Origin of the sequence: Mesorhizobium sp. M0060 (assembly GCF_040323155.1) — a bacterium.
GTDB lineage: Bacteria > Pseudomonadota > Alphaproteobacteria > Rhizobiales > Rhizobiaceae > Mesorhizobium.
In genome coordinates this window covers 1-23,153 of sequence record NZ_JAMYUP010000078.1, presented here as the reverse complement: position 1 = coordinate 23,153, position 23,153 = coordinate 1, and the positions used below count along the sequence as shown (strand labels likewise).

The window sequence follows — 23,153 nt, the reverse complement described above, 5'->3', positions numbered from 1 at the left end:
ATCGACAAGTGGGGGAACGGGGATCTCGATCCACTCTTCAGGCGGAACGAGAACGCGGCAAGTGGCCCGCGGCGAGGGCTGCGGATGGCCGCGGATTGGCCGCGACCGTGGTCGTGGTGGCAAGTAGCGGGCCCGCCCGAAAGCGGCGCGTCCGACATAGGCGGGATTGGCAAGCATACCGCGGATCGTGGAGGCGTGCCAATGCATGACTCCTGCCCGCGTCTGGCAGCCCATCTGCTTGAGCCGCCGGCACACGTCCCGCAGGCTCATGCGATCCAGGCCGACCCATGCGAAGATCAGACGAACAATGTGCGCCTCCGCCTCCACCACCTCGAAGCGTGCCACGCTGCCACCTTGGTTCCGGCTCACATAGCGGTAGCCAAAGGGCGCACCCGTCAGAGCGCTGACGGAGCCGGAACGGGCCGCATGACGACGACCGCGACGGCTCCGCTCGAGGATCTTGGCCCGCTCATATTCGGCGATCACCCCCCTGAACCTGGAGCAAAAGATCATCTTCGGCCGTGCTACCAATGGGGCGGTTCAGGAAGACGATCTCCACACCGGCACGACGGAACTCGTCGATCAGCAGCGCCTGATGGGCGTAGCGGCGGGCGAGCCGATCGGGAGCATGGACGTAGAGACGCTCGACGTGGCCGCTGGCAACCGCATCCCTCAGCCGCTCCAGCGCCGGGCGAAGCAGAATCGAACCACTGTAGCCGTGATAGCTGTGACCTGGCTCAAGCACGAAGCCATCGGCGGCGATGCGTTCCTGCAACGCAATGACCTGACTGGCGATCGTGTTGTCGCGCGTCTGGACCTCGCTGGATACCCGTGCATAGAGCGCGCATCGCATCTGGGTCATTGCTCACCTCCGGATCGCGCCATTACTTCCTTCACCTTCAATGAGCCGTCCGGAGGACCGTCCGGCCGCTGGCTTGTGCGCCTTATCATCGGCACAAGGCGGGCATAGGCCTCGAGCAGATGTTGGGGGCCGGTTCTTGTCGCTTCGAACGACACGTGCACGCGCAGCACAGGGCGATCCTTGCGCCGGACCATGTGCGCCTCCATCGGCCAGCTCGCAGCTGGGCCGTCGATGGCGCATTAAATCCTGTGGTGGCTCTGATTCGCCCGCGACAAATCGACTCGCATTCCGACCGCGACGAGCCTCAACAAGCTGCCGCTTACGGCTTGGACGCTCGATGCGCACCGACCACTCAAAGGCAAACTTGGCAACATTGTACAGCGGTTCACGACCCAGCGGCGGGCCAGGATCTGGAAGCCCTTCTGGTCGTCGGATCGACGGATGATCTCGACAACGAAGTCGAGATAGGCGGCTTTGTCCATGAGCTTCAGCCTGTCATAGGCGCCGTCGGCGAACAGATGCTTCACCCAGGGCCAACGCTTGCGGATACCGTCCAGGATCGCCTGAGCACCGGCACTGTCGGAGATATCGGTGGTGGTGAGATTGACCATCAAGAGCCGCCCACCCGTATCGACGGCAATGTGTCGCTTGCGGCCGACAATCTTCTTGCCGGCGTCGTAACCCCTTGTTTCAGCGTGCGGAGCTTTGACCGACTGGCTGTCGATCACGCCGGCCGTGGGACTGGCCTCGCGCCCGGCTCGCCCGCGATCCAGCATCAGCGCCACGTCGTGGATGGTCTGGAACAAAAATCGCCGCGCCAGCTCTCGAAACCAGCCATAGACCGTCTGCCAGGGTCCAAAGTGGATCGGCAGCATCCGCCAACCGCAATCCGAACGGACCAGGTAGCGCACCGCATTGATCACCTCGCGAAAATCAACCTCGCGCGGACGGCCACGCCGCCCAGGCTTGGGCATCAGCGGCGCGAACTGCTCCCACTCCTCATCCGTCAAATCAGACGGGTAGCGCTTGGTCTTCTTGGCGATCTGGGCCATCCGGCCACGGCTCTGCTCTGTCCACATCTAAAGCTTGAATCACAACCAAGCCTTAGATGGAACCCATAGTCAGCTGATTTTCAAAACGGTCTCTTAGAAATCTCTCGCTCGCGACGCTCGACGAAGTCCCGCAGCGCCTCGCGTATCGAGGGATCAAGAGCCGGTGGCTCCTCCTCGTATTTGTTCAGCATCTTGCGGCACCATTCGCGCCCGCGCGTCCCGGCATCCTTGCTGCCCGTTGCAACCCACGTCTCGAACCTTTCATTGTCTTGAATTTCGTCGAGGAACGGGAGATTTTCGCGCGTGTAGTCCTCGTCAAAGAAATGCCCGCCCGGTCCTACCTTTGCGAGGGAAGCGAGCGCGATATCCATGTCGGCCCAATCAACTCCCTTCAGCATCGTGTAGAAGTTCTGCATCTGCTGCCCGTCGGCGCCAAGCTTGCCCATGGAGATGCAGAGCGATCCTTCGATCGTCCCGCCGCAATGGGTCAGGAGATTACAACCGCCAAGGATCGCAGGATAAACTTTCAGAATGGAATCGTAACCAGCGTAGAGGTCGTCTCCCTTCGATCCGGATTTCGCGCCGCTCGTCCGCCATGGAATGCCGTAGAATCTGGCCATCTGCCCAAATATGAACATGGCAAGCGCCACCTCTGGCGAACCGAATGTTGGCGAACCGCTCTTCATGTAAACGCCCATCGGCGCCACACCCATTAGCGCCCGACATCCGGGCCGGATGATCTGGCTGAAAGCCACACCAGCAAGGACCTCAGCCACTATCTGCGCCGTCGCGGCGAGCACGTGCACAGGCGTGGAAGCGCCATAAAGTACAAAAGGCGAAAGCAGAAGCGCCTGGTTGTGAGCCGCATACAAGCGCAGCGATTCAAGCTGCGTTTGGTCCCAAACGAGCGGCGAGTTGCAGTTGAGGAATGCGGTCATGACAACGTTCTCGTCCACGAATTCCTCGCCGAAAACGATCTTCGCCATGTCCAGACTGTCTTGCGCCTGAAACTCGGATTGAGCCGAGCCCATGATAGGCTTGTCGGTGGCGAGGAACGAGGATTCCACCATGTGCAAGTGCCGGTGCGGCACCGCGATATCCATCGGCTCAAGCGTGTAGCCGCCGTTGTAGTGGATCGCCGGGTTGACATGGTGCAGCTTCATCAGCGTGCGCATATCCTCGGCGGTCGCTTGCCGCCGGACACCGTCGAGATCGACAAGATTTGGCGTTCCGTAGGCGGGGCCAAAGATCATGTTGCGTCCGCCGACCCTGACTGTACGGTCGGAGTTGCGGGCATGATAGTCAAACTCAGCGGGAACAGTCGCGATCAACTTACGGATAAGTTCGCGGGCAATGCGCACGCGGTGCCCGGTAACCTCGGCTCCAGCCTGCCGCCAGATGGCAGCAGAGGCGTCGTCACGAAATTCTATTCCAATCGTCTCGAGGATATTCATCGCATGATCGTCAATGGCCTCGATCCCGTCCTGCGCAAGCACTTCGTATGTCGGGATGTTGCGCACGGCAGTAGGAAGGTAAATCACTGGGCCTCGCAGTCGTGCTTCTCGCCGGGAAGCGGCCCCGCCGCGCCGCGGCTTCGATGTAAGATTTTTGGCTTCGAGTGTTTCTTGCACGATGGTACGAGCTCCAATGGCCCTCAGGATCGCGGATCGGCTGGGACTAAACAACGATATAAGAATTGCCCGTCGCGTAACGTCGGGTTACGCTGAGACTTTCGTTTCCAAAGAACCTTCGGCGAGCCCAGCGAGCTGGCCATCGCTGGTTGCGCAACGCAGTTGCGCCGGACCGGCCAGATCGCCCAGATCGTGTTATTTGGGAGTGGCGCAGCTGACGACGTTGGTGGCCGAGCTTCTAGGGAAGGCCGGCCGCGCCTAGATAATAACGTATACAGAACGTCTTATGTTCGGCAGCACGATTGGGTGGAGTATTCCGGTCCGCCCCAATTTTTTCCAGGTTCATAATGGCCGTACACTGTGGGAAACGGCAATCTCTTCCCTTGCTAGCCTATCGGATTATATTTACGCGACCCTCTTGACGTCTCGCCAGCTCGATCGATAATGCATACTGAAATTGGCTACTGAGTTGGACTCGGGCCCACTATCCGTCGGCGTGCCACGATGCTTCCGCTGAATGCGGTAGCGGCTTTGCTTATAACGGGAGGATCCAAGATCGCTAGCTATCACTTCAGTTCAGACAACGGCGCGCCGGTCTGCGAACAGGTGATGAACGCCCTATTGAACTGCAACCGAGGCATCGAAGCAGCCTACGGCGCAGATCAATTCACCGCAACCTTAGCACACGCCTACTCGAATTTTTTTGAGCGTCAAACATTTGTCTTCCCGGTGCCTACAGGCACCGCCGGCAATGGTCTCGCGCTCGGCGCGGTCACACCGCCCTACGGCACCATATTTTGTCACGAGCGCGCACATATAGTAACGACGGAAGGCGGCGCCCCCGAATTTTACAGCGGGGGTAGCCGTATGACTTTGCTGCCAGGCGAGCACCATAAGATAGCCCTTGCCGCATTGGAGGAAGCTCTACAACGGCACGGTATCGGCAATGTGCACCACATGGCGGTTAGCGCGCTCAGCCTCACCCAAGCCACAGAGGCGGGAGTAGTCTATGATTTAGACGAAATACGAGCGCTGAGTGCAATAGCGCATAGGTCAGGGATGAAAGTCCATCTTGATGGCGCACGCTTGGCGAACGCCATGGTTTATCTGGATGCGACACCGGCCGAAATAACTTGGAAGGCCGGTGTAGATATTCTTACCTTCGGCACCACCAAGAACGGGACCATGAATGCGGAAGCGGTGATTACCTTCGATCCAGAAGTCGCAAAGGTTATAAGCTTCATGCACAAACGTGCCGGGCACTTGTACTCAAAGATGCGCTATATGTCAGTGCAGTTGTTGAGCTACCTGGAAAATGACCTGTGGCGCCGAAATGCTCTGCAGGCGAATCGGAACGCCGCACGAATAGCAAACGCTTTAACACGATGTTCGGATGTTGAGCTGGTTCACCCGGTGCATATTAATGAGGTATTTGCCATCCTGCCCCCGCGGCTTCTGGAAGCGCTCCGGGAGAAGGGTATTCAATTGAAGCCGTGGAGCTTTCAGCACAAAGGCCAGGGCCAACGTATGGTGATGTCCTACTGTGACGGGATCGACCAAATTCAGCGATTTGAACGGGTCTGCCACGAGTCACTGACCTTCAGGGACCGAGATCCGGCCCTGGGTCCACCGTTTGATTGAACGGGAATCTGCGCCGTCGCCATTCCCGTGGCAGTCCGCAGGGCCATGAGCACCGGCGTATCGAAGCCCGCCGGACCCGATGACCTGGTGGTGGACGGCCTCCGCTCCCGGCATCGCAATTGCCAAAGTGTGGTTGTCGAAAGTCACATGAGGGAGAACCGTCCATGGAGAAGGTTAGCACAATTGGTCTGGATGTCACCAAGCACGTCTTTCAGGTGCACGGCGTGGACGCGGAGGGCGCGGTGGTTGTGCGCCGGAAGTTGCGTCGTGACGATGTCGTCCCATTCTTTGCGTCTTTGCCGGCATGCCTGATCGGCATTGAAGCCTGCGCAACGAGCCATCACTGGGCCCGCGTTTTCATGGGGCTGGGTGCCGCTGTCGGCGGAGCCATCGAGAGCATGTCGCTCGACATAACCGATGACGATCTCCGGGGTGAGCGCTGCAAAGCCATATGCGCCAGCCGGACAGACCTCCTGCAGAAATCGGCGTGAGAGCAGCTTGTGACTTTCCACCGTCGAGGCGTAACGCGGCGCATGCTCGTATCCCACGCGTCGACTTCGCCGAAGAAGCGAACCTCTCCCTCCTCCCGGCCGGCATCCACAATCGCGATGGCGTTTCTCAGCTTCGCGACATCGATTCCGACAAATGCTTCCCTATAATCTGCCACGGCTCGTCCTCCTGTGATGGGGCTCGGCTGGCCCGCCCGTGCAACCCTCGGACGCGCAGTGTAGGGCGAGCCACCTCACCGACCGAGGCGGACATACGGTCTACCGTGAATACGCCAGGCTATGAACATGCCGGGCCATGGAGTTGGCCCGGTTTCGTGGACACCCTTGAAGTATGTTTTTGGAGTGTCCAATGCCGTTTTCGAAGGCGCCTACCCCGCCAGAGTTCCGGCGGCAAATGGTAGAGTTGGTCCGTTGGTCCGAGCTGACGAAAGCCTGAAGAACTGGCGGGCGAGTTCGAGCCGACCGCGCAGTCCATAGCCAACTGGGTGAAGCAGGCCGAGCGCGACACTGGCAAGCGCACAGCCGAACGCGAGGAACTGATACGCCTGCATCACGAGAACCATCGCCTGCGTCAGGAGCGCGATATCCTGTCAAAGGCGGCGGCCTGGTTTGCGCGAGAAAGCAAGGCGAACCCGAGCGGGTTTTTCCGGTTCATCAGTGCTCACGAGGCCGTCTTCCCGATCAGGACCATGGCCCGTATCTTCAAGGTCTCCGCGTCAGGCTATTATACCTGGCGCGGCAGGCCTGCTTCGGCACGGGCATCCGCTGACCTCGATCTGACGCGGAGGATCCGCACGATCCATGCAGCCTCTCGCGGCACATACGGCGCGCCGCGCGTCCACGCCGAGTTCAAGGCCGAAGGCTTGGCCATCGGCAAGAAGCGCATCGCCCGGTTGATGCAAGTGGCTCATCTGGTCGGCGCCAGCCGGCGCAGAAGCATCTCGACGACGAGGCGCGACCACGAGCATCGGCCCGCCAACGATCTGGTCCGCCGCAACTTCTTCGCCGAGAAGCCGAATGAACTCTGGGTGGCGGAGATCACCTTCCTCCCAAGGCTCGCCGGGTTCCTGTTCCTGGCGGTCGTGATGGATGCCTGGTCGCGCCGGATCGTCGGCTGGGCCTCCTCGGCCGACCTTAAGACCCGCGTCGTGCTTGACGCTCTCGATATGGCGCTCCGCGCACGCAACCCCAGAATGTCATCCACCACGGCAATCTGGGGTCGACCATTACACGTCGCTGGCGTTCGGCAGTCGGTGCAAGGACGCCGGCGTTAGACCGTCGCCCGGATCGGTGGGCGATGCCTATGACAACGTGATGTGCGAGAGCTTTCTTCGCCACGCTCGAATGCGAGCTGCTCGACCGACATCGGTTCCGCTCGCACAGCGAGGCGAGGATGGCGGTCTTCCACTTCATCAGGGCTTCTACAATTCCTGACGCCGCCATTCGGCGCTTGGCTACCTGTCGCCGATCGACTACGAAAGCAAACCATCATGAACTGACCTGACCCACCAAAGCCGTGAACCGTCCACGGAAACGGGTCAACGCCAGTCAGGCTTTAGGTATGAGGTCTCCGATACTGAAACAGAACCGGAGACCTCATACCGCGACACCGCAGGAGCTTTCCTATCAGGTGGCCGACTTCGCCTTTGCTATCAGCGCGTCCCACTCTGCCCGGTGCTTGGCGATCCACTCTTTGGCCATAGCTTCGATCTTCTCCGCGCTATCCTCGCCGCGATAGACGCGATACATCGCTTCATCCAGGTCTTCTATAGGCATGCGCAACCCATCCAGAAACGTCCAAGCCTTCGGATTGGCTTTAGCGAACTCTTTGTTAACCAGGATGTAGTTGTCATTGTAGGCGAAGCCCGGATCGCGCCCATCCTCCCACTTCGTATTAGCATTCTCCACGCCGGGGAGGGATGAGAAGGGAACGTTCAGAAACACTACGTCCTTGCCTGGAACCAGTACCGACATTGTCCATTCGGGTGCCCAAGTAGTGTAGAAGATCGGCTTTCCACGCTTATAGTTCTCCATGGCGTTGGCCATCAGAGCGAAGTATTCACCCTTCTCGACGTTAATGTGGTCGCGCAGGCCATAAGCGTCCATTTGGTGCTCGATGACTGCCTCGCATCCCCACCCAGGGTTGCATCCGACAAGATTGGCCTTTCCGTCGCCGTCAGTATCGAACAAGGCCGCAATTCCAGGGTCCTTCATCTGATCCAGCGAGGTGATTCCGTGTGCATCGGCCGTCTTCTTGTCAATGAAATATCCTTGCATCGCCCCAGTGTAGAGTGGCCCTGCGGCGAGCATTTTTTCATCGCCGCCCGCTTGCTTGAAGAATTGATCTGTAAGAGGTCTCCAGAAAACCGCACTATAGTCGGCGTCGCCTTGGGCGACGGCCATATGGATGGTCGGATAGGTTCCCGTCAACATCTCACCATTCTCGTAACCAAGCTCGGCCAAACCCGTCTCAATTATATCGTATATGATCTGTGCACCTATATCTCCGGTGCCCATTGGCCGGACAGTCTCTGCTTGAGCAACCGGCGCGGCAGACATCAGAATTGCCGTCGCCAAGAGCAGTATTGAACGCATTGGTATTCCTCCCTTGTTTGAATATTTCTCAGCTATGACCCGCACTCTGCGAAGCCATCCAATGGGACCCCGTTCCCAAAGATCCTTGTTCCCACGATCACGACGCGTAAAACCGAAGCCTTGCGTGACACGGTCGACCGTGATCGCCATCAATACAATGCTGAGGCCGCCGACGATTGCGCGGCCGAGCTCAAGCTGACTTATGCCGAGCAATACCACGCGCCCGAGACCCGCCACCGAAATCATCGAAGCCACAACGCTCATCCCCAGCGATGCCATCACTGTCTGATTTACCCCGGCCATGATGGTGGGACGGGCAAGCGGTAGGTCGATGGACCACAACCGCATCATTGGCGAAACACCGAAGGCGTTTGCAGCTTCGACAAGTTGAGGGTCTAGCTCCCGCAGGCCCAAGTTGGTTAGCCGAACGAGCGGTGGCATGCCGTATAAGGCGGTGACGATTACGCCAGGCACGTTGCCGACCCCGAAAAGGAGAATCACCGGAACGAGATAGGTGAACGAGGGGATCGTCTGCATGAAATCGAGGCTCGGCCGCACGACCTTCCACAGTCTTTCTGAACGCGAGCAGAGTATTCCCAACGGCAATCCAACTATGGTGGCGAGAAGCACGGCAGTAATAACCACCGCTAGCGTTGTCATCGCCTCATCCCAGACCCCGAGGAACCCGACTGCCATCATCGCACAAATAGTTGTTGCAGCCACCCGCAGGCTCACGAATTGCCATGCAAACAGGGCAAGGGTTAGGATTACAAGTGTCTGGGGTGCCCTGCGCAACCCATGCTCTGTCAGATCGAGCCCCCACGCGACAGGCACCTTGGCTACCTGGAAAACTCCTCGGAAATTCGACGTGAACCAACGCATGAAGTCATTGGCCATATCGGCGAGCGGCAGGTGAATTGACGTAAAAGGGTCCATGAAAGCCGACGCATCCATCAAGCGCTCCCCCGCGCGAGCCGCGGACGCGCCACGCCCAGCGCCTGTACATATCGATCCACCAGTATCGCGGTTAACACGATTCCCAATCCACCGACGGTCGCACGGCCAAAATCGAGTCGCCCGATTCCCTCGAGAACTACCCGCCCGAGCCCCGCTACCGAGATCATCGAGGCTACGACGGCCATGGACAACGACATAAGGACGGTTTGATTCAGCCCCGCAAGAATGGTGGGCCGCGCGAGTCGCAGTTGGATATCGTAGAGCACTCGCAGCTCACTTGCTCCGAACGCCCGTGCGGCCTCCACCAAGTCTGCTCGTGCTTGCCGTATGCCGAGGTTGGTAAGTCTAATTAGCGGCGCGGTGGCATAAAAACACGTTACAATCACACCAGGCACGTCACCTATTCCAAATAGCATCACTATAGGCACTAAGTAGACGAAAGACGGCGTCGTCTGCATCAGATCAAGGATTGGGCGCATAACCCGATCCAGAGTCTCACTGCGCGCAGCAAGAATGCCGAGCGGCAGGCCGATGACGATGCAGATCGCCACAGCGGCGAGAGCAATAGCAAGCGTCGTCATCGCGGCATCCCAAAGCCCGATCAGCCCCACGCCCACGAGGCAGACGAAACCCAAAGCAGCGAGCCTCACCCCGCCAAGCAGGTATCCTGCGACCGTTACAGCCACGATGCCAATACTGGGCGGCATTGCTAGCAAAAGATCGCGAATTGCTTCGAGAACCGCATGTATGGGAATTTTGGCAGCGATTAGTGTGTCCCGACTCCCGTCTACTATAGTAGCGATGAAATTCTCTGCCCAATCGCCGAAAGGTATTGTGAAATGATCGAAGGGGTTGAGGAACTTATCCATGACTGGAGCCTCGGTTCAGGTCACCTTGAAGCGCAGTAATCACTTCCGCGACGCCTACTCGGCCAACCACCTCATCTCCATTCTTGACTACTACATAGGGAGCGCCCTCCGTCAGCATCGCGAGCAGTTCGGGCAGTGGAGTCCGGGGACCGCATATTGGCATGTCGCCAGCTACTTCGCCTTGTCGCAAAATCTCCGAGGCCGAAAGGAACCTCAGGGTGGATATTGAACTCACAAAACGAGAAACATAATCGGTTTCCGGGCGCAACACGATGTCCTCGGGAGTGCCAATCTGCTCAATGCGACCGTCTTTCATGATCGCAATGCGGTCGCCGACGCGCATAGCCTCTTCTAAGTCATGTGTAATGAAGACCGTGGTTTTTGCGTTCTCTTGCGACAGGCGCAGGAACTCATTCTGAAGGTCGCGCCGGATCAGTGGGTCCAGCGCGCTGAAAGGCTCGTCCATAAGAAGAATTTCGGGATCAGCCGCCATGGCTCGAGCCAGGCCTACACGCTGTTGCATTCCACCCGAGAGCTCATCGGGATAGCGTTGTCCCCAGCCTGACAGCCCGACGCGCGAAAGAGCCTCTTGTGCTGCGGCCCCCGCAGTTGCGATGTCCTTTCCTTGTACCTCCATGGGGAAGGATACGTTCTGAGCGATCGATTTGTGTGGCCAGAGAGCAACATGCTGGAAGACCATACCGATCTTGCGGGCGCGTAGTTCTCGCAGCGCCCTGTGCGTGAGGGACATCACATCCTGCCCCAACACGATGACCTGCCCAGCGGTTGGTTCAATTAGCCGGTTGATGTGACGGACAACTGTGGACTTTCCGGAACCGGACAGTCCCATTATGCAGAATATCTCTCGTTCCAGGACCGTAAAGCTCGCGTCAGCAACTCCGATCACGCAGCCAAACCTTTCGAGAGCTTCGTCCTTGCAGACGTTTGCAGTCTGCACGGCCTTCAAAGCTTCGGCGGAGCGCCCTCCAAAAATCTTCCAAAGATTTCGGCACTCAATTGTTTTGGTGCTGGGCACGTCCGGCGTGCGAATAACCGAAAACCTCCCGATCTTTTTATCTAGCGTGCGCGTAAGCAAAAAAACCCCCGGCTCGTGGATGCATAGCAACGCTCGCATACCAAGTCGCCGGTTCCAACTCCAAAGAAAGTGGCGCCGCGCGTAACTATAGGTTACGCTGATTTGGAAAATCGCGGCTTGCGACCCAATGTCCTGTGCCTCAAAGGCGCTAAGCCGCGACAGCTGAGCCTATCGTCCCTTAAGAGAAGGACGCCCTATTCATCGGGCTTCTGCGCCTGCACATCGCCAATTTGATCAAGCCATTCGGTCATGCCGAGCTGGCCGATGCGCTCTTCCTGATCACACACCAGCCATTCACGCGGAGGTTCCAAGAAGACCTCGGGCGCGCCAGGACGCAGCTGGATGCGGCTCCATTAAAGGAGCAGGAGAAGGCCACTGCCATGTGGCGGGCTGATCGGTGGAATCATCGCGCATGCGGGTCCGATCACCGACGCTGACGTCGTGGCCGCCGACCAGGAGGCGCTCGCCCGTTTCAATGTCCATGTCTTCGTTGGGGTCGAGCGCACCTCATTCGTGTGGTCGCCACCGCGACGCGCAGGCTGGGAGTCCGCACTTTGCAGATGAACTGCGTTAGCCCGAGATCTCCACTCTGTCGCCGAATGATGGACTAAGACAAAGTCGGCTAAATGCAGGCGCAGTTTGTTTCTCACAATTGAAGCGACTGACAGTCGCATCCTTGATGGTGTGGTTCATGCGTTCGATTGGCGTTGGTCCATGGGGCGTGGCCTTGGTCTTGCTGTGGTCAATGTCCTTCCTGCCACAGGTGTTTTCGAAGGATGCGCCCGCAACAGCTCGCCGTTTGCCACTGGAGCGGGGTTATCTAGGGGCATCGCACTTCCCAAAAGAATGTCTGGTCACAGACACACTTAGGGATAGCAACCAAGGTTATCGGATCAGACCCGATCATCACCTCGGTCGTTATGTGGCTCCGCTTCGCTTTTGTTTCTAGATAATGACAAGACATAAAAAGCGTTGTCAAGCGAAGTGAGGATTTGACCCCTCCTATTGCCTCACCGGACCGCAAGATCGACTGGCACGGGAAGGCGTTCAGCGATGAAAGGCTTCGCGGCGTTCGCGGCGAGATGCTGATCCTGCGTGCCCCGGACATCTCGCTGTCGCGCCCGGTCAGGCTGCAGCACCCGCGTTTACCGCTCTATCTGCCGCCGCGGGCCGACCACCATTTCATGGCGGGTGCAACGGTGGTCGAGAGCCTGTCCACGGAGCCGGTCACGGTACGGGCGATGATGGAACTCCTGAACGCCGCCTATTCGGTTCATCCCGCCTTCGGCGAGGCCGCGATCGTTGAGACGGGCGTCGGCATTCGCCCGGCGTTTTCCGACAACCTGCCGCGCGTCGAAGCGCATGGCAGGACCGTCGCGATCAACGGGCTCTATCGCCATGGTTTCCTTCTGGCCCCCGCCATGGCGCGCCGGGCGGCCGACCTTGTTTTCGATGCTGACAAACCGGTGGAACTTGCTGATGATACTGACGGTCAACGGCGAAGCGCATGAGATCGCCGCCGCCACCCTTGGCGGAGCTCTCGCGGCGCTTGACTACGAAGGCAACTGGCTTGCAACGGCCGTGAACAGCGACCTTGTGCACGCGACTGAGCGAGCGCTGTTCCAGCTGAAGGACGGCGACCGGATCGAAATTCTCTCACCCATGCAAGGAGGTTAGTAACGGTGATCGAGCTTTACGGAACCAAGCTTCCGTCGCGCCTGCTTCTCGGCACCGCACAGTACCCCTCGCCCGCCATTCTTGCCTATGCGGTCAAGGCATCCTGCGCGTCCGCGGTGACCGTCCCATTGCGCCGCGAAATGGCCGGCGGCAAGGGTGGCGAGAAATTCTGGTCGCTCATCCAATCGCTGCGGCTGCATGGCCTGCCCAACACCGACGGTTGTCACTCCGTCAAGGAAGCCGTCACGACCGCAAAGATGGCGCGCGAGGTCTTCGGCACGAACTGGATCAAGCTCGAGGTGATCGGCAATCACGACACGCTGCAGCCTGACGTCTTCGGCTTTGTCGAGGCCGCGCGAATCCTGTGCGACGACGGTTTTTCTGTATTTCCTTATACGACGGACGATCTCGTCGTCGCCGAGCGATTGCTGGAAGCCGGATGCAAGGTGCTCATGCCCTGGTGCGCGCCGATCGGTTCCGCGCTCGGGCCGATAAATGTCATCGCGCTCCGTTCGATGCGCGGCCATTTCCCGGATGTCCCGCTGATCGTGGATGCGCGCATCGGCCGCCCATCCCACGCGGCGCTCGTGATGGAACTCGGCTTCGACGCGGTGCTGCTCAACACGGCGGTGGCCAAGGCCGCCAATCCGGTCGGCATGGCGCGCGAGTTCGGCAAGGCAGTCAATGCCGGCCGTGAGGCCTATCGCTCGGGAATGATCGAACCGCGCGAGGTCGCGGTGCCATCGACGCCGACCATCGGCAGGGCGGTTTTCTCGTGAAGCTCGATCCCTTCTACCTGATCGATAGCGCTGCCTGGATCGAACGGCTGGTCCCGCTGGGCGTGAAGCTGGTGCAGCTTCGCATCAAGACCATGGATGAGGCCGGGTTGCGCACCGAAATCCAGAAGGCGAAGGCCTTATGCGTCGAGCATCAATGCCAGCCCATCATCAATGACTTCTGGCGGCTGGCGGTCGAGGAGGACTGCGATTTCATTCATCTCGGACAGGAAGATCTGCAAGCGGCGGACCTTACCCGGATAAGGGCTGCAGGTCTCCGTCTCGGCCTCAGCACGCACGACCATCTAGAACTCGAAACAGCCCTTGCCGCCAGACCGGACTATATCGCGCTCGGCCCAGTCTATCCGACCATCCTGAAGCAGATGAAATGGGCGCCGCAGGAGCTCGAACGGCTTGGCGAATGGAGGCGCCGGATCGCGTCGACACCTCTGGTCGCGATTGGCGGCCTCAACCCCGACCGGCTCGAGGGCGCTACCGCGGCGCTGTCCGCACCGGCACCGCAGACGTGGCGAGACCATTTCGCCGCCGTCTAACGACATGTGTATGCTGGTGATCAAGCAGCCGATTGGCGTGGTCGGCGCGATTACCCCTTGGAATTTTCCCGCCTCAATGTCGCGCGCAAGATTTCGCCGGCGCTTGCCGCCGGCTGCGTGATTATTCTAAAACCCGCGGAGCAAACACCGCTTGTCGCCGGTGCTATGTTCACGCTCGCCCGGATGGCAGGTTTTCCCGATGCGTTCAAAACTTGATCTACGCATCGGAAGGCGATGCGGTTGGGCGTGAACTTTGCTCGAACCCGAAGGTTCAAGATCAGCTTCATGGGTCGACCGAGGGTCGGGCGGCTGCTCATGATCAGTGTTCGGACCAGGTCAAAAGAACCAGCTTCGAACTTGGTGGCAACGCTCCTTTCATCGTTTTTGATGATCCAGATGTCGATGCTGCCGTCGATGGTGCGGTACAGGCGAAGTTTCGGAATGCCGGTCAGACCTGCGTTTCAGCCAATCGGCTTTACGTGCAGTCCAGCGTGATAATGAATTCGCCGAAAAATTCACCAAACGTGGCCGTGCATTACGTGTCGTGATGGTTTTGACCCAGACGTTGCGATCGGCCCTCTGATCGACACCTGCGCGCTTGCAAAGATTGAAGATCATGTTAAGCGATGCCGTGCGGCAGGGTGGGAAGATCCGTTGCGGGTGGCAACCGTATCGGCGAATCGGGAACGTTCTTCGAGCCCACGGTGATCACGGAGGTCGAAAGGACAATGCCGGTTGCTCAGGAAGAAACCTTCGGCCCGCTGGCTCCCGTAATCCCTTCAACGATCCCGACCAGTGGTGCGCGAGGCGAATGACACCATTTACGGTCTTGCAGCCTACTTCTACGCTTCCCGCAGCGTCCGCGTCCCATCGACAGCCACGACGCTGGATCTACCCTTGGGACAGCTTCTCGTCGCCCCCGCCATGCTAATACCATGGATGTCGATCTTCTTACCACACGAGTGATTAGGAACGCACCGATCCACAGAATATTTAATTGGTATCTGCGGCTGTTGTCGCGCCAAAATGCAAATGCAAATGCAAAATGCAAAATGCGCCAGGCGCGAGGCAACTCGTACCCGTGCCCAACAGTCTTTTCTCATCCTCCAAGGTGATGACATGATGGATAGGTGCGATCACCCGCAATCTTGACCAAGCGCGGTGATCAACTCGTCGGCTGCAGTGGCGCCCCTCGCCTGCTGCTCCCGTGCTGACGGGCCAGGCCGTCACATTAGGACGCCGGGCATGTGTGTCCGAGCAGCCGGTGGATGAACCGCACAGCAAGTTCTCCGTTTTTAACAGGCCGGCAGCGGCAAGTTCTGCTTGCCTTGCCGACGGACGAACCAACGATTATGGCGTACTGGTCAAAGCCGCCGGCGACTATGGCCAATGACATGTTGCCCGACTTCAGGAGAAAAACAGACGAACCATATGCAAATCGATTCCCAAGACAAGGATCGAGACTTATGCTTTCGTTAGATCAAAGTTAGCGAAAGGATCCTTGCCCTTTACTTCATGTGCGTGCAAAAAGGGGCCTTGCTGTCGTCCCAAATCGAAGACACCCAATCCTCCCTCTCCGACCTGCTGCTATTTGAGGCCAGATGAATTGCCTCTGGTACCTTTGAACGACATCGAGTAGGTTTTTAACTAAACTACATCGGGCTCTTGAAGACGGCCTCCATCGCATGCGGGGCGGATTTCTGGCTTCGCTCCGACTGATCCGCGAGATCCACGGCGTCCTTTTCAAGGCTGCCGCGCACCGCTGGCACCTAGAAAAGTGGCTTCAGAAGGGCATTGTCGTTGGCACTTTGTTGGGTTCTTTCTCACCTATGGTGAGATGTGCTTTGAAGCCTCGGTCGCCGGGCTTGCGAGACATCGAGATCGTGTCACTGGGAGTGGTGTAGCTGACGGCATTGGTCGCCGCGCTCTCCGGCAAGTGCGGGAATGATCAGCGCGCCACTGCCGGCAGGCTGATGAGCGGATCATCGCTCATCTGGCTAATGGTCTCAAGAATCATGTAGCGCGCCCGCTGCACAGCCCATTCATCGTTCTGTTCTAGGAGCAATGCGCCGACAAGTCGGACGATGGCGTCCTCGTTGGGGAGCATGTCGATGACCTCGGTGCGCCGCTTGATCTCGCCATTGAGCCGTTCGATCGGGTTTGTGCTGTGCAACTTGGTCCGATGCTCCCTGGGGAAGCTCATGTAGGCGAGCACGTCGTGTTCGGCATCGTCCATGATGGCGGCGAGCTTCGGCACCTTGGGCCGGACCTGATCGGCAACGGCACGCCACTGCACGCTTGCGGCTTCCGCCGTCTCCTGGGCGAAGGCTGTGGCGATGAAGGCCGAGACGACGCGGCGGCCGCTCTTGCCGGCATGCGCCAGCACGTTGCGGACGAAATGAACGCGACAGCGTTGCCAGGTGGCGTTGAGCACCTTGGAGCCGCCGCTTTGATGCCTTCCTGGGCGTCGGAGATGACCAACTTGACGCCGCGCAGGCCGCGGCGCGTCAGCTTGGGCAGGAATTCCGTCCAGATCGGCTCGGCCTCGGACGTGCCGACCTCCATGCCGAGCACCTCGCGCCGGCCGTCCGCATTGACGCCGATCGCGATGATGACGGCGACCGAGACGATGCGCCCGCCACGGCGCACCTTCAGGTAGGTGGCATCCACCCAAAGGTATGGCCAGTCACCCTCGATCGGCCGCTCGAGGAAGGCTTTCACCTTGCCGTCGATCTCCTCGCACAGCCGTGACACCTGGCTCCTGGACTTCATGCCCATGGCTTTGACCAGGTCGTCGACCGAGCGCGTCGAAATACCCTGGATATAAGCTTCTTGGATTACCGCCGTCAGCGCCTTCTCGGCCATGCGCCGCGGCTCCAGGAAGCTCGGAAAGTAGGAGCCCTTCCTGAGCTTCGGGATGCGCAGCTCGACGGTGCCGGCCCGCGTCTCCCAGTTCCTATCGCGATAGCCAATGCGCTGGACAAGCCGCAGCGGGTTCTTCTCGCCATGGGCCGCGCCGGTCGCCGCGCCCACTTCCATCTCCATCAGCCGCTCGGCGGCAAAGCCGATCATCTCGCGCAGGATATCGGCGTCGGGCGTCTTCTCCACGAGCCCGCGCAGGTCCATCATGTCGTTGGTCATCGATGCTTCCTTCGAATCAGGTCGTGTCAGCAACCCAACCCTACCGAAGAACGTCGATGACCACCGCTACGCCGCTCGCTGGCTGCGGCGCTTCTGAGGGCGCGCTCGCGAGCGGCTTCTCCACCGTCGAGCTACACCACTCGGCGGGACACGACCGACGTCGACGGTGCACTCTGCCAGCGCCGATGCGGCTGAATTTGAAGGACATTGGGACCGGCGTGCATGCGGCTTAACATCCCGTGCGCTTTCCATGTTGGCAATGGATGATTGTTCGTGGCTAGACTTGCTCGGCTGATGTTGCCGCTAAATATGCCAAGCGCATCAGCACGCGGTCATCCTGTCAGAAAAGGCTCGCTATGGCTACTGGAACGGCAAAATGGTTCAATTCGCAAAAGGGTTTTTGGTTTCATTCGGCCTGATCAGGGCGGCCCGGATGTGTTCGTGCATATTTCCGCCCTCGAGCGCTCCGGCTTACGGGGCCTAAATGATGGTCAAAAGGTCAGCTACGAATTGGTGCAGGACAAACGTTCAGGAAAAACGTCCGCCGGTGAACTTCGGGTGATCTGATCAGAGGACTGACCGCTACGCGGCCGTCGGTCCTTATGTTTTCTCCATTGTCGAGCGGAGAAGAGCCTGCATGTGCTCTGGCAGGTCGAGCTCGCCGCGCTCCTGGATCCCCAAAAGATATCGGGCCTTTGTCAGGCGGTCGGCTTCCCGGACCGCAGGACGCAGATAGCCAGCAGCGTCCTTTCCTCTGCCCGGCCGGCACTATCATGGTCGCGTCTGCTGCCGTCGACGGCCATACCGAACGCCGCGTATGCTGCCTTGTGCGCTTAATCAGCGCACGCAATTCGTTGGACGGTCCTCGGTCTCGGCGCGGCGGCTCTTTGGCGAGAGCCGTTGCCGCAACCGTTGAGGCGACCGCGCCGCTGGAGTGGAAAATCAAGGCGCGGCGGTTGATCCTGGACGTGGTGAACTCTCCTCTTCAACTTCATGGCAGACCGGTCTCGTAACGTGCGGGCACCTTAGCACGACGGTCGGCGCATTCATGTCAGGATGGATGGCGGAGTGGCGGCTCTGTACCAGACATGGCCGGTGCGGTGCGGAGCGTGCCAACACGACGCCGGCGAGCCTGATCCGGCAGGTAGCCGGGACCGGCGCCAACACCGCCATCCTAGTCGAGCGGATGATGCGCGACCGTCCCCATCCCGAGCAGGGATACCGCTCCGCGTTTGGCATCCTCTCGCTGGCCCGTCGCTACGAGCGGGATCGGCTCGAGGCAGCCTGCGCGCGGGCACTGACCATCAATGCGATCACCTACTCCTCCGTCAACGCCATCCTGCTTGTCGGCACGCATGGCGGCTTCACGATCGAGCATCAGGCCAAGCCACTCGTCGCGACTGAGATCGTCGGCGTTGCTCTGGTCGGCAAGGTCCCGATAGGCGGCGGCCATTCCGCCAAGGCCGAGAGCCTGCATCTGGTCGAGGGTTGGGTGTGTCAGCATGGTTGGTTTCCTTCCTTCATTGATAATAGGAGCCGCCGCGGATGTTGGTGTACGATTGGCGTGGGCTTGACCGGCTCGGCCGCGGGCGGCACGCGGTCGAGGCCGCGTCTGACCAACCGTCTCGCCGTTGCCAGCATGCGCCTTGCCGACGCCTGCATCGAGAACATCGACTTCGCCGCACATGGCGGGCTCGACCGGCGCAATACGCTGTCTCTGGCCCAGGGCGCCCGGCTGAAGGCGCATGAGAACCTCATGATCACCGGGCAGACCGGCACCGGAAAGACCTGGCTGGCCTGCGCCTTCGGACGTCAGGCCGCCCGGCTCGATCATTCCGTGCTCTACCTGCGCATGCCACGTCTGTTCGAGGATCTCGCTCTGGCGCGTCTCGACGGCCGCTTTCCCCGTCTCATCGACAAGCTGGCTCGGGTGCAACTGCTCATCCTTGACGACTGGGGCACCCACAGCCTGACCGACCAGCAGCGTCTCGATCTGCTGGAAATCTTCAAGGAACGCTATCGCCGGAAATCGACCCTGATCACCGCGCAACCGCCAATCGCCCAGTGGCACGCCATGATCGGCGAACCGACAAATGGCCGACGCCATTCTCGACCGGATCATCCACAACGCCCATCGCATCACCCTCGAAGGCGACAGCATGAGAAAGCAAAAAACACCGCCGCCCTTGACCGGCGCCGAAAACGGCGAAATCAATCGCAAATGGCTTCAACCAAGCAACCGAGCGCCGACCCCATCCTGCTGTCCGCGAATTAGTGAAACTGCTGTCCGCGATTTAGCGGAACGACTGTCCCGTTTTTGCGAAATGCGCATCAACAGCAGCAATCGTTCAAAACGAAGCGTCATCCGCAAACCGGTGCACCAAAATGCCGCGTCAGCGGCTTCGTTGAATCCTACGATTCTCTCAAGACATGAAACGCTCTAGACTAGCTGTTTAGTCGAGTAGCGGAGAGGAATTTCACCTCTCCGCGCTCACGAAACCGGACATGACACTCTCGCGTCATCCGGCTTCTATTTTCCAGCCGTTGGTCGGACACCTATCTTCCACAAATACAGGATGTCCGGATCCCGCTTAGCGAGCCGTCCAAGCCAGTATGTCGCAGCAGTTTTCGGGTGCTTGAACCTTTTATATTTCCTTCTCACCCACTGGGCGAGTACCTCATTCACGTGTTGCAGAACGTTGACGCATTCTGAGCGATAGTATCGCCCGTAATAGTTCAACCATCCTCGCACCACGGGGTCGATCAGTTTTGCAAGATCTTCGAGCCATTGAGCGTTTCCGGTCAGATCAGTCCGCCATTTGCGGATAGTTTGCCGGATGCCCTTGGCCGCCTTGTTGCTGATAGCAGGCAGAAAGTTCGTGAACCTTTTGCCATTTCGGCCTCTGGCTTCACGTGGCTGGAATGTGTAGCCGAGAAAGTCGAACGAGATATGCTCGTAATCTTCCCTACGATTGCTGTCCTTGCAGTAAACGATCCTTGTTTTCTCCGGATGGAGTTCAAGACCACATTCAGCAAGACGCCCTCGTATTGCCTCCACCACGATTTGGGCTTCACGCTCTGTTCTACAGTGGACAATCGCGTCATCCGCATATCTTTCGAAACACAGAAGAGGGAATGTTCTCTGCATCCACAGGTCGAATGCATAGTGCAGAATCAAGTTGGCGATCACCGGAGAGACCACAGAACCCTGAGGGGTTCCGCATGTTCTCCCTATGAGAGTACCGTCTTTTTGCTCCATTGGGCCAACAGCCACCGCTTTACATAAAGACGGACCCAGCTCAGTTTCGTATGGTGAGCAACGACTTTTTCGATCAGGTTCCATGGAATTGAGTCGAAGAAAGACTTAATATCCAGATCGATAACCCAGTCGAACTTCCAGCAGCGTTGTCGCGCTTTCCCCACCGCATCAAGCGCCGAACGGTCGGGACGATAGCCGTAGGAGTCAGAGTGGAAAATTGGCTCCACCTCCGGCTCCAGAACCATCTTGACGACCGTCTGCGCCACACGATCGGCGATGGTGCTGATGCCCAAAGGGCGTATCCCTCCATTCGCGTTGGGGATTTCCACGAGACGAACAGGCGAAGGAAAGTACGCTCCTGAAGACATACGATTCCAGACCTTGTAGAGGTTCCTCTTCAGGTCTTTTTCGAACATCTCGATGGAGACGCCATCCACACCCGCCGCACCGTGGTTCGCTTTCACCTGTTTCCAGGCTTCCAGAACGAGGTGTTTGGAAATCTGATACGGCTTTGCCTCAGTCATCGGCTCCTCCCGTTTCCGGTTGACCTCTGACCTTGGCTGGAAAAATCGGGTCCCTTCGCTCCGCCCGCATTACCGGGTTTCATCACTACTACGAACCCGTCCGCCCCTATGTCACGCATCGGTACTCTGCCCTCGACGGGGCTGCCGTCTCCGGGTTCTCCCTTGGCATCGTGACACAGGTTCCCACGTTCCGCACAAGAGCCTGTCACGGGCTCGCGCCGCCTTTGTACCGGTTGCCGCCCGGCCAATATGCAGGCACCCGCCGGGCTTATCCCAGAGATCCCATCCATCTCTGGTTTCGACAACTTCTGTCCGAATTTTCGATACGTCATCAGCGGTTCACTCGCGTTCGCCTTCCCGCAACTTACCTGCCGGGCTCGTGACCCGACTTTTCCACAACGCTCACCACCCCGGCCGTTGTGCCGACGCAGCTTGTGGCGGTTTGGACCCTGATCCTGCAATCCGAGCCCGAGGGACCTGCCCTCATCTCTCGTGCAGCATAGCTGCTGCGAAGCGATCCTACATTCTGATCTCCTTGCTTTGCTTTCGTGGCACACGATGGGGTATTCGGCTTGAGCCCTGTCTGCGACGGCAATGGTGAGGGATGCAGCGTTTCGAGCTGATGATAGCGTGAGAGTGTCGCCTCACAAGCATCAGGAAAGGAAGGCTGCATGAAGCATTACGCTGGACTGGACGTCTCTCTCAAAGAGACTTCGATCTGCATCGTGGACGAAACGGGTTCGATCTGCCGGGAGCTGAAGGTGCCCAGCCACCCGGAAGACCTTGCTCGGGCGCTCCAGGCCTCCGCATGGCAACTGGTCCGAATCGGGCTGGAAGCTGGACCGTTGTCACAGTGGCTGTTCAGCGGATTGGCCGGAGCAGGCTTGCCCGTAGTCTGCATCGAGACCCGCCACACGAAGGCGTTCCTCAAGGCGCAGGTGAACAAGACCGACCGCAACGATGCGCGCGGCATCGCCCAGATGATGCGGGTCAACCTGTTCCGGCCAGTGCACGTCAAGACAGTAAGGAGCCAGCAGCGCCGAGCCCTGCTCACCGCTCGAAAGCTGCTGCAGGAGAAGGCCATCGCGATCGAGAACGACATCCGCGGCTTGCGGCGTAACTTCGGCCTCAAGGTGGGCATCACCGGTAAGGTGGGATTTGAGTTCCGGGTACGGGAACTTGCTGACGGTATGCCAGAGCTGGCGGACATCACCGCATCCCTGCTCGCCGCCAGGCAGAAGCTGCGGGAGGAGCTGTCCCGGCTTCATCGGAAAGTGCTTGAGATTGTCAAGGACGATAACAACTGCCGGCGCCTGATGACGGTTCCGGGTGTCGGGCCTGTCGTTGCCTTGGGGTTCGCCAGTACCATCGATATCCCGGCCCGCTTCCGCAACTCGAAGGCTGTCGGAGCTGCTTTGGGATTGACGCCGGTGCTCAAGGAATCTGGAGAGAGCAAGCGCGTCGGCTGCGTTTCGCTCTGCGGGGATGGGATGATGCGAACGTTGCTCTATGAGGCGGCACAAGTCATGCTCACCCGTGTGAAGAGGTGGTCCTGGCTGAAAGCTTGGGCGACGAACATCGCTAAGCGAGGCAGTCTGCGCAAGGCTGTCGTTGCCCCCCGGCTGTGGGGTCGGCGTGATACAAGATTCCACCTCCGGTGGATAGGAGTCCTTCGCGGGACGACGAGTGAAGCAAGGGCGTGCCGGGACTTGGTCGGGCGTGGCAGCACCTCCAGACCGCTGTTTAGATTGCTCGCTTCATTCTCCTGATCCCATGCTGGGAGGGCTTACGAGCCGATCCCGAAGAGAAGCAAGGCCTCGCGAAGGTCAACCAACATCGGTGTGACGAACAGCTTAGGTGTGATGAACAGCTCAGAAGACGCTTGACTTCAAATGGCCGAATAGAGAAGTCCCGGCGTTTGATGGGTGGGATCGAGTCGGAACCGTTCGGGCTCTTTTGCCCAAATTTTGCAGATGAACTCATAGGGTGTGAGACCCTTGAGGGTCTTGA

Annotated in this window: 15 protein-coding genes and 12 pseudogenes; 14 read left to right on the top strand and 13 right to left on the bottom strand. The window is 59.1% G+C overall.

What is annotated here, in order from left to right; all coding sequences use genetic code 11:
* From NKJ94_RS33710 to NKJ94_RS33690, 5 genes and pseudogenes are all read right to left on the bottom strand, one after another.
* The coding region (locus tag NKJ94_RS33710; RefSeq protein WP_352531658.1) for a recombinase family protein at positions 1 to 486 on the bottom strand (486 nt) is incomplete at its 3' end.
* Entirely contained in the window at positions 470 to 862 is a 393-nt protein-coding gene (locus tag NKJ94_RS33705) for a recombinase family protein (RefSeq protein ID WP_352531656.1), read from the bottom strand. The genes NKJ94_RS33710 and NKJ94_RS33705, both read right to left, overlap by 17 nt.
* A complete protein-coding gene (locus tag NKJ94_RS33700) occupies positions 859 to 1,056 on the bottom strand; it encodes a hypothetical protein (protein WP_352531654.1) in 198 nt (65 codons plus the stop codon). Before NKJ94_RS33700 ends, NKJ94_RS33705 begins: the two co-directional genes overlap by 4 nt.
* A 186-nt stretch (positions 1,057 to 1,242) precedes the next feature.
* A pseudogene (locus NKJ94_RS33695) lies at positions 1,243 to 1,941 on the bottom strand (IS5 family transposase); the annotation flags it as partial.
* 53 nt (positions 1,942 to 1,994) lie between these two features.
* On the bottom strand, positions 1,995 to 3,545 hold the full coding sequence (locus NKJ94_RS33690) for a trimethylamine methyltransferase family protein (protein ID WP_352531652.1): 1,551 nt from the start codon (positions 3,543 to 3,545) through the stop codon (positions 1,995 to 1,997).
* Between the two features lie 504 nt (positions 3,546 to 4,049).
* On the opposite strand from NKJ94_RS33690, the gene NKJ94_RS33685 reads away from it, so the two are divergent.
* Positions 4,050 to 5,186, top strand: coding sequence for a threonine aldolase family protein (locus NKJ94_RS33685; RefSeq protein ID WP_352531650.1), 1,137 nt, complete (start codon positions 4,050 to 4,052; stop codon positions 5,184 to 5,186).
* A 164-nt stretch (positions 5,187 to 5,350) separates the two neighbouring features.
* Positions 5,351 to 5,566 (top strand): annotated as a pseudogene (locus NKJ94_RS33680) (IS110 family transposase); the annotation flags it as partial.
* A 134-nt stretch (positions 5,567 to 5,700) separates the two neighbouring features.
* On the opposite strand, the pseudogene NKJ94_RS33675 reads toward NKJ94_RS33680, so the two are convergent.
* A pseudogene (locus NKJ94_RS33675) lies at positions 5,701 to 5,853 on the bottom strand (IS110 family transposase); the annotation flags it as partial.
* 191 nt (positions 5,854 to 6,044) lie between these two features.
* On the opposite strand from NKJ94_RS33675, the pseudogene NKJ94_RS33670 reads away from it, so the two are divergent.
* Positions 6,045 to 7,189, top strand: a pseudogene (locus NKJ94_RS33670) (IS3 family transposase).
* A 132-nt stretch (positions 7,190 to 7,321) separates the two neighbouring features.
* Here NKJ94_RS33670 and proX read toward each other — a convergent pair.
* Genes proX through NKJ94_RS33655 form a run of 3 tightly spaced genes read right to left on the bottom strand, consistent with a single transcriptional unit; the run spans position 7,322 to position 11,212 of the window.
* The gene (gene proX, locus NKJ94_RS33665) at positions 7,322 to 9,244 is read right to left on the bottom strand and encodes a glycine betaine/L-proline ABC transporter substrate-binding protein ProX (protein WP_352531648.1); all 1,923 of its coding nucleotides are present in this window, start codon (positions 9,242 to 9,244) and stop codon (positions 7,322 to 7,324) included.
* Positions 9,244 to 10,116 (bottom strand): ABC transporter permease, encoded by an 873-nt coding sequence (locus NKJ94_RS33660; protein WP_352531646.1) that lies wholly within the window; start codon positions 10,114 to 10,116, stop codon positions 9,244 to 9,246. The genes proX and NKJ94_RS33660 overlap by 1 nt, the downstream gene beginning before the upstream one ends.
* Positions 10,109 to 11,212 carry a quaternary amine ABC transporter ATP-binding protein gene (locus NKJ94_RS33655; protein WP_352531644.1) on the bottom strand — a complete coding sequence of 368 codons (1,104 nt, stop codon included), beginning with the start codon at positions 11,210 to 11,212 and terminating at the stop codon, positions 10,109 to 10,111. The genes NKJ94_RS33660 and NKJ94_RS33655 overlap by 8 nt, the downstream gene beginning before the upstream one ends.
* A gap of 1,004 nt (positions 11,213 to 12,216) precedes the next feature.
* On the opposite strand from NKJ94_RS33655, the pseudogene NKJ94_RS33650 reads away from it, so the two are divergent.
* The 6 genes and pseudogenes from NKJ94_RS33650 to NKJ94_RS33630 form a co-directional block, all read left to right on the top strand.
* Positions 12,217 to 12,723: pseudogene (locus NKJ94_RS33650) on the top strand (FAD-dependent oxidoreductase); the annotation flags it as partial.
* The gene (thiS, locus tag NKJ94_RS33645; RefSeq protein WP_352531642.1) at positions 12,692 to 12,889 is read left to right on the top strand and encodes a sulfur carrier protein ThiS; all 198 of its coding nucleotides are present in this window, start codon (positions 12,692 to 12,694) and stop codon (positions 12,887 to 12,889) included. The pseudogene NKJ94_RS33650 and the gene thiS, both read left to right, overlap by 32 nt.
* Before the next feature lie 5 nt (positions 12,890 to 12,894).
* Complete coding sequence (locus NKJ94_RS33640) at positions 12,895 to 13,668, top strand: thiazole synthase (protein ID WP_352531640.1); 774 nt, start codon at positions 12,895 to 12,897, stop codon at positions 13,666 to 13,668.
* Complete coding sequence (locus NKJ94_RS33635) at positions 13,665 to 14,219, top strand: thiamine phosphate synthase (RefSeq protein ID WP_352531638.1); 555 nt, start codon at positions 13,665 to 13,667, stop codon at positions 14,217 to 14,219. The genes NKJ94_RS33640 and NKJ94_RS33635 overlap by 4 nt, the downstream gene beginning before the upstream one ends.
* 4 nt (positions 14,220 to 14,223) lie before the next feature.
* Positions 14,224 to 14,435: pseudogene (locus NKJ94_RS37690) on the top strand (aldehyde dehydrogenase family protein).
* Positions 14,432 to 15,034 (top strand): annotated as a pseudogene (locus NKJ94_RS33630) (aldehyde dehydrogenase family protein). The pseudogenes NKJ94_RS37690 and NKJ94_RS33630 overlap by 4 nt, the downstream one beginning before the upstream one ends.
* A gap of 1,133 nt (positions 15,035 to 16,167) precedes the next feature.
* Here NKJ94_RS33630 and NKJ94_RS33620 read toward each other — a convergent pair.
* Positions 16,168 to 17,360 (bottom strand): annotated as a pseudogene (locus NKJ94_RS33620) (IS256 family transposase).
* A 356-nt stretch (positions 17,361 to 17,716) separates the two neighbouring features.
* Between NKJ94_RS33620 and NKJ94_RS33615 the strand changes: the two are divergent.
* The 4 genes and pseudogenes from NKJ94_RS33615 to NKJ94_RS33600 all read left to right on the top strand — a co-directional run bounded on the left by NKJ94_RS33615 (position 17,717) and on the right by NKJ94_RS33600 (position 19,804).
* A pseudogene (locus NKJ94_RS33615) lies at positions 17,717 to 17,927 on the top strand (cold-shock protein).
* 544 nt (positions 17,928 to 18,471) lie between these two features.
* Positions 18,472 to 18,711, top strand: a pseudogene (locus NKJ94_RS33610) (IS21 family transposase); the annotation flags it as partial.
* A gap of 288 nt (positions 18,712 to 18,999) precedes the next feature.
* Positions 19,000 to 19,389 (top strand): annotated as a pseudogene (locus tag NKJ94_RS33605) (ATP-binding protein); the annotation flags it as partial.
* Between the two features lie 64 nt (positions 19,390 to 19,453).
* A complete protein-coding gene (locus tag NKJ94_RS33600; protein ID WP_352531634.1) occupies positions 19,454 to 19,804 on the top strand; it encodes an ATP-binding protein in 351 nt (116 codons plus the stop codon).
* A gap of 86 nt (positions 19,805 to 19,890) precedes the next feature.
* On the opposite strand, the gene NKJ94_RS33595 is transcribed toward NKJ94_RS33600, so the two are convergent.
* Positions 19,891 to 20,619 (bottom strand): reverse transcriptase domain-containing protein, encoded by a 729-nt coding sequence (locus tag NKJ94_RS33595; protein WP_352531632.1) that lies wholly within the window; start codon positions 20,617 to 20,619, stop codon positions 19,891 to 19,893.
* Complete coding sequence (locus NKJ94_RS33590; protein ID WP_352531630.1) at positions 20,592 to 21,143, bottom strand: reverse transcriptase domain-containing protein; 552 nt, start codon at positions 21,141 to 21,143, stop codon at positions 20,592 to 20,594. Before NKJ94_RS33590 ends, NKJ94_RS33595 begins: the two co-directional genes overlap by 28 nt.
* A 671-nt stretch (positions 21,144 to 21,814) precedes the next feature.
* Between NKJ94_RS33590 and NKJ94_RS33585 the strand changes: the two genes are divergently transcribed.
* Positions 21,815 to 22,912: an IS110 family RNA-guided transposase gene (locus tag NKJ94_RS33585; RefSeq protein ID WP_352531628.1), complete on the top strand. Its 1,098-nt coding sequence runs from the start codon at positions 21,815 to 21,817 to the stop codon at positions 22,910 to 22,912.
* A 119-nt stretch (positions 22,913 to 23,031) separates the two neighbouring features.
* Here the strand turns inward: NKJ94_RS33585 and NKJ94_RS33580 are convergent.
* A pseudogene (locus NKJ94_RS33580) lies at positions 23,032 to 23,153 on the bottom strand (IS481 family transposase); the annotation flags it as partial.

Excerpts from the sequence above, each read along its gene's own strand:
- NKJ94_RS33705 (WP_352531656.1), bottom strand. The coding sequence starts at position 862 with ATGACCCAGATGCGATGCGCGCTCTATGCACGGGTATCCAGCGAGGTC.
- NKJ94_RS33700 (WP_352531654.1), bottom strand. The coding sequence starts at position 1,056 with ATGGTCCGGCGCAAGGATCGCCCTGTGCTGCGCGTGCACGTGTCGTTC.
- NKJ94_RS33685 (WP_352531650.1), top strand. The coding sequence starts at position 4,050 with ATGCTTCCGCTGAATGCGGTAGCGGCTTTGCTTATAACGGGAGGATCC.
- proX (WP_352531648.1), bottom strand. The coding sequence starts at position 9,244 with ATGGATGCGTCGGCTTTCATGGACCCTTTTACGTCAATTCACCTGCCG.
- NKJ94_RS33660 (WP_352531646.1), bottom strand. The coding sequence starts at position 10,116 with ATGGATAAGTTCCTCAACCCCTTCGATCATTTCACAATACCTTTCGGC.
- thiS (WP_352531642.1), top strand. The coding sequence starts at position 12,692 with ATGATACTGACGGTCAACGGCGAAGCGCATGAGATCGCCGCCGCCACC.
- NKJ94_RS33600 (WP_352531634.1), top strand. The coding sequence starts at position 19,454 with ATGGCCGACGCCATTCTCGACCGGATCATCCACAACGCCCATCGCATC.
- NKJ94_RS33595 (WP_352531632.1), bottom strand. The coding sequence starts at position 20,619 with ATGGAGCAAAAAGACGGTACTCTCATAGGGAGAACATGCGGAACCCCT.
- NKJ94_RS33590 (WP_352531630.1), bottom strand. The coding sequence starts at position 21,143 with ATGACTGAGGCAAAGCCGTATCAGATTTCCAAACACCTCGTTCTGGAA.
- NKJ94_RS33585 (WP_352531628.1), top strand. The coding sequence starts at position 21,815 with ATGAAGCATTACGCTGGACTGGACGTCTCTCTCAAAGAGACTTCGATC.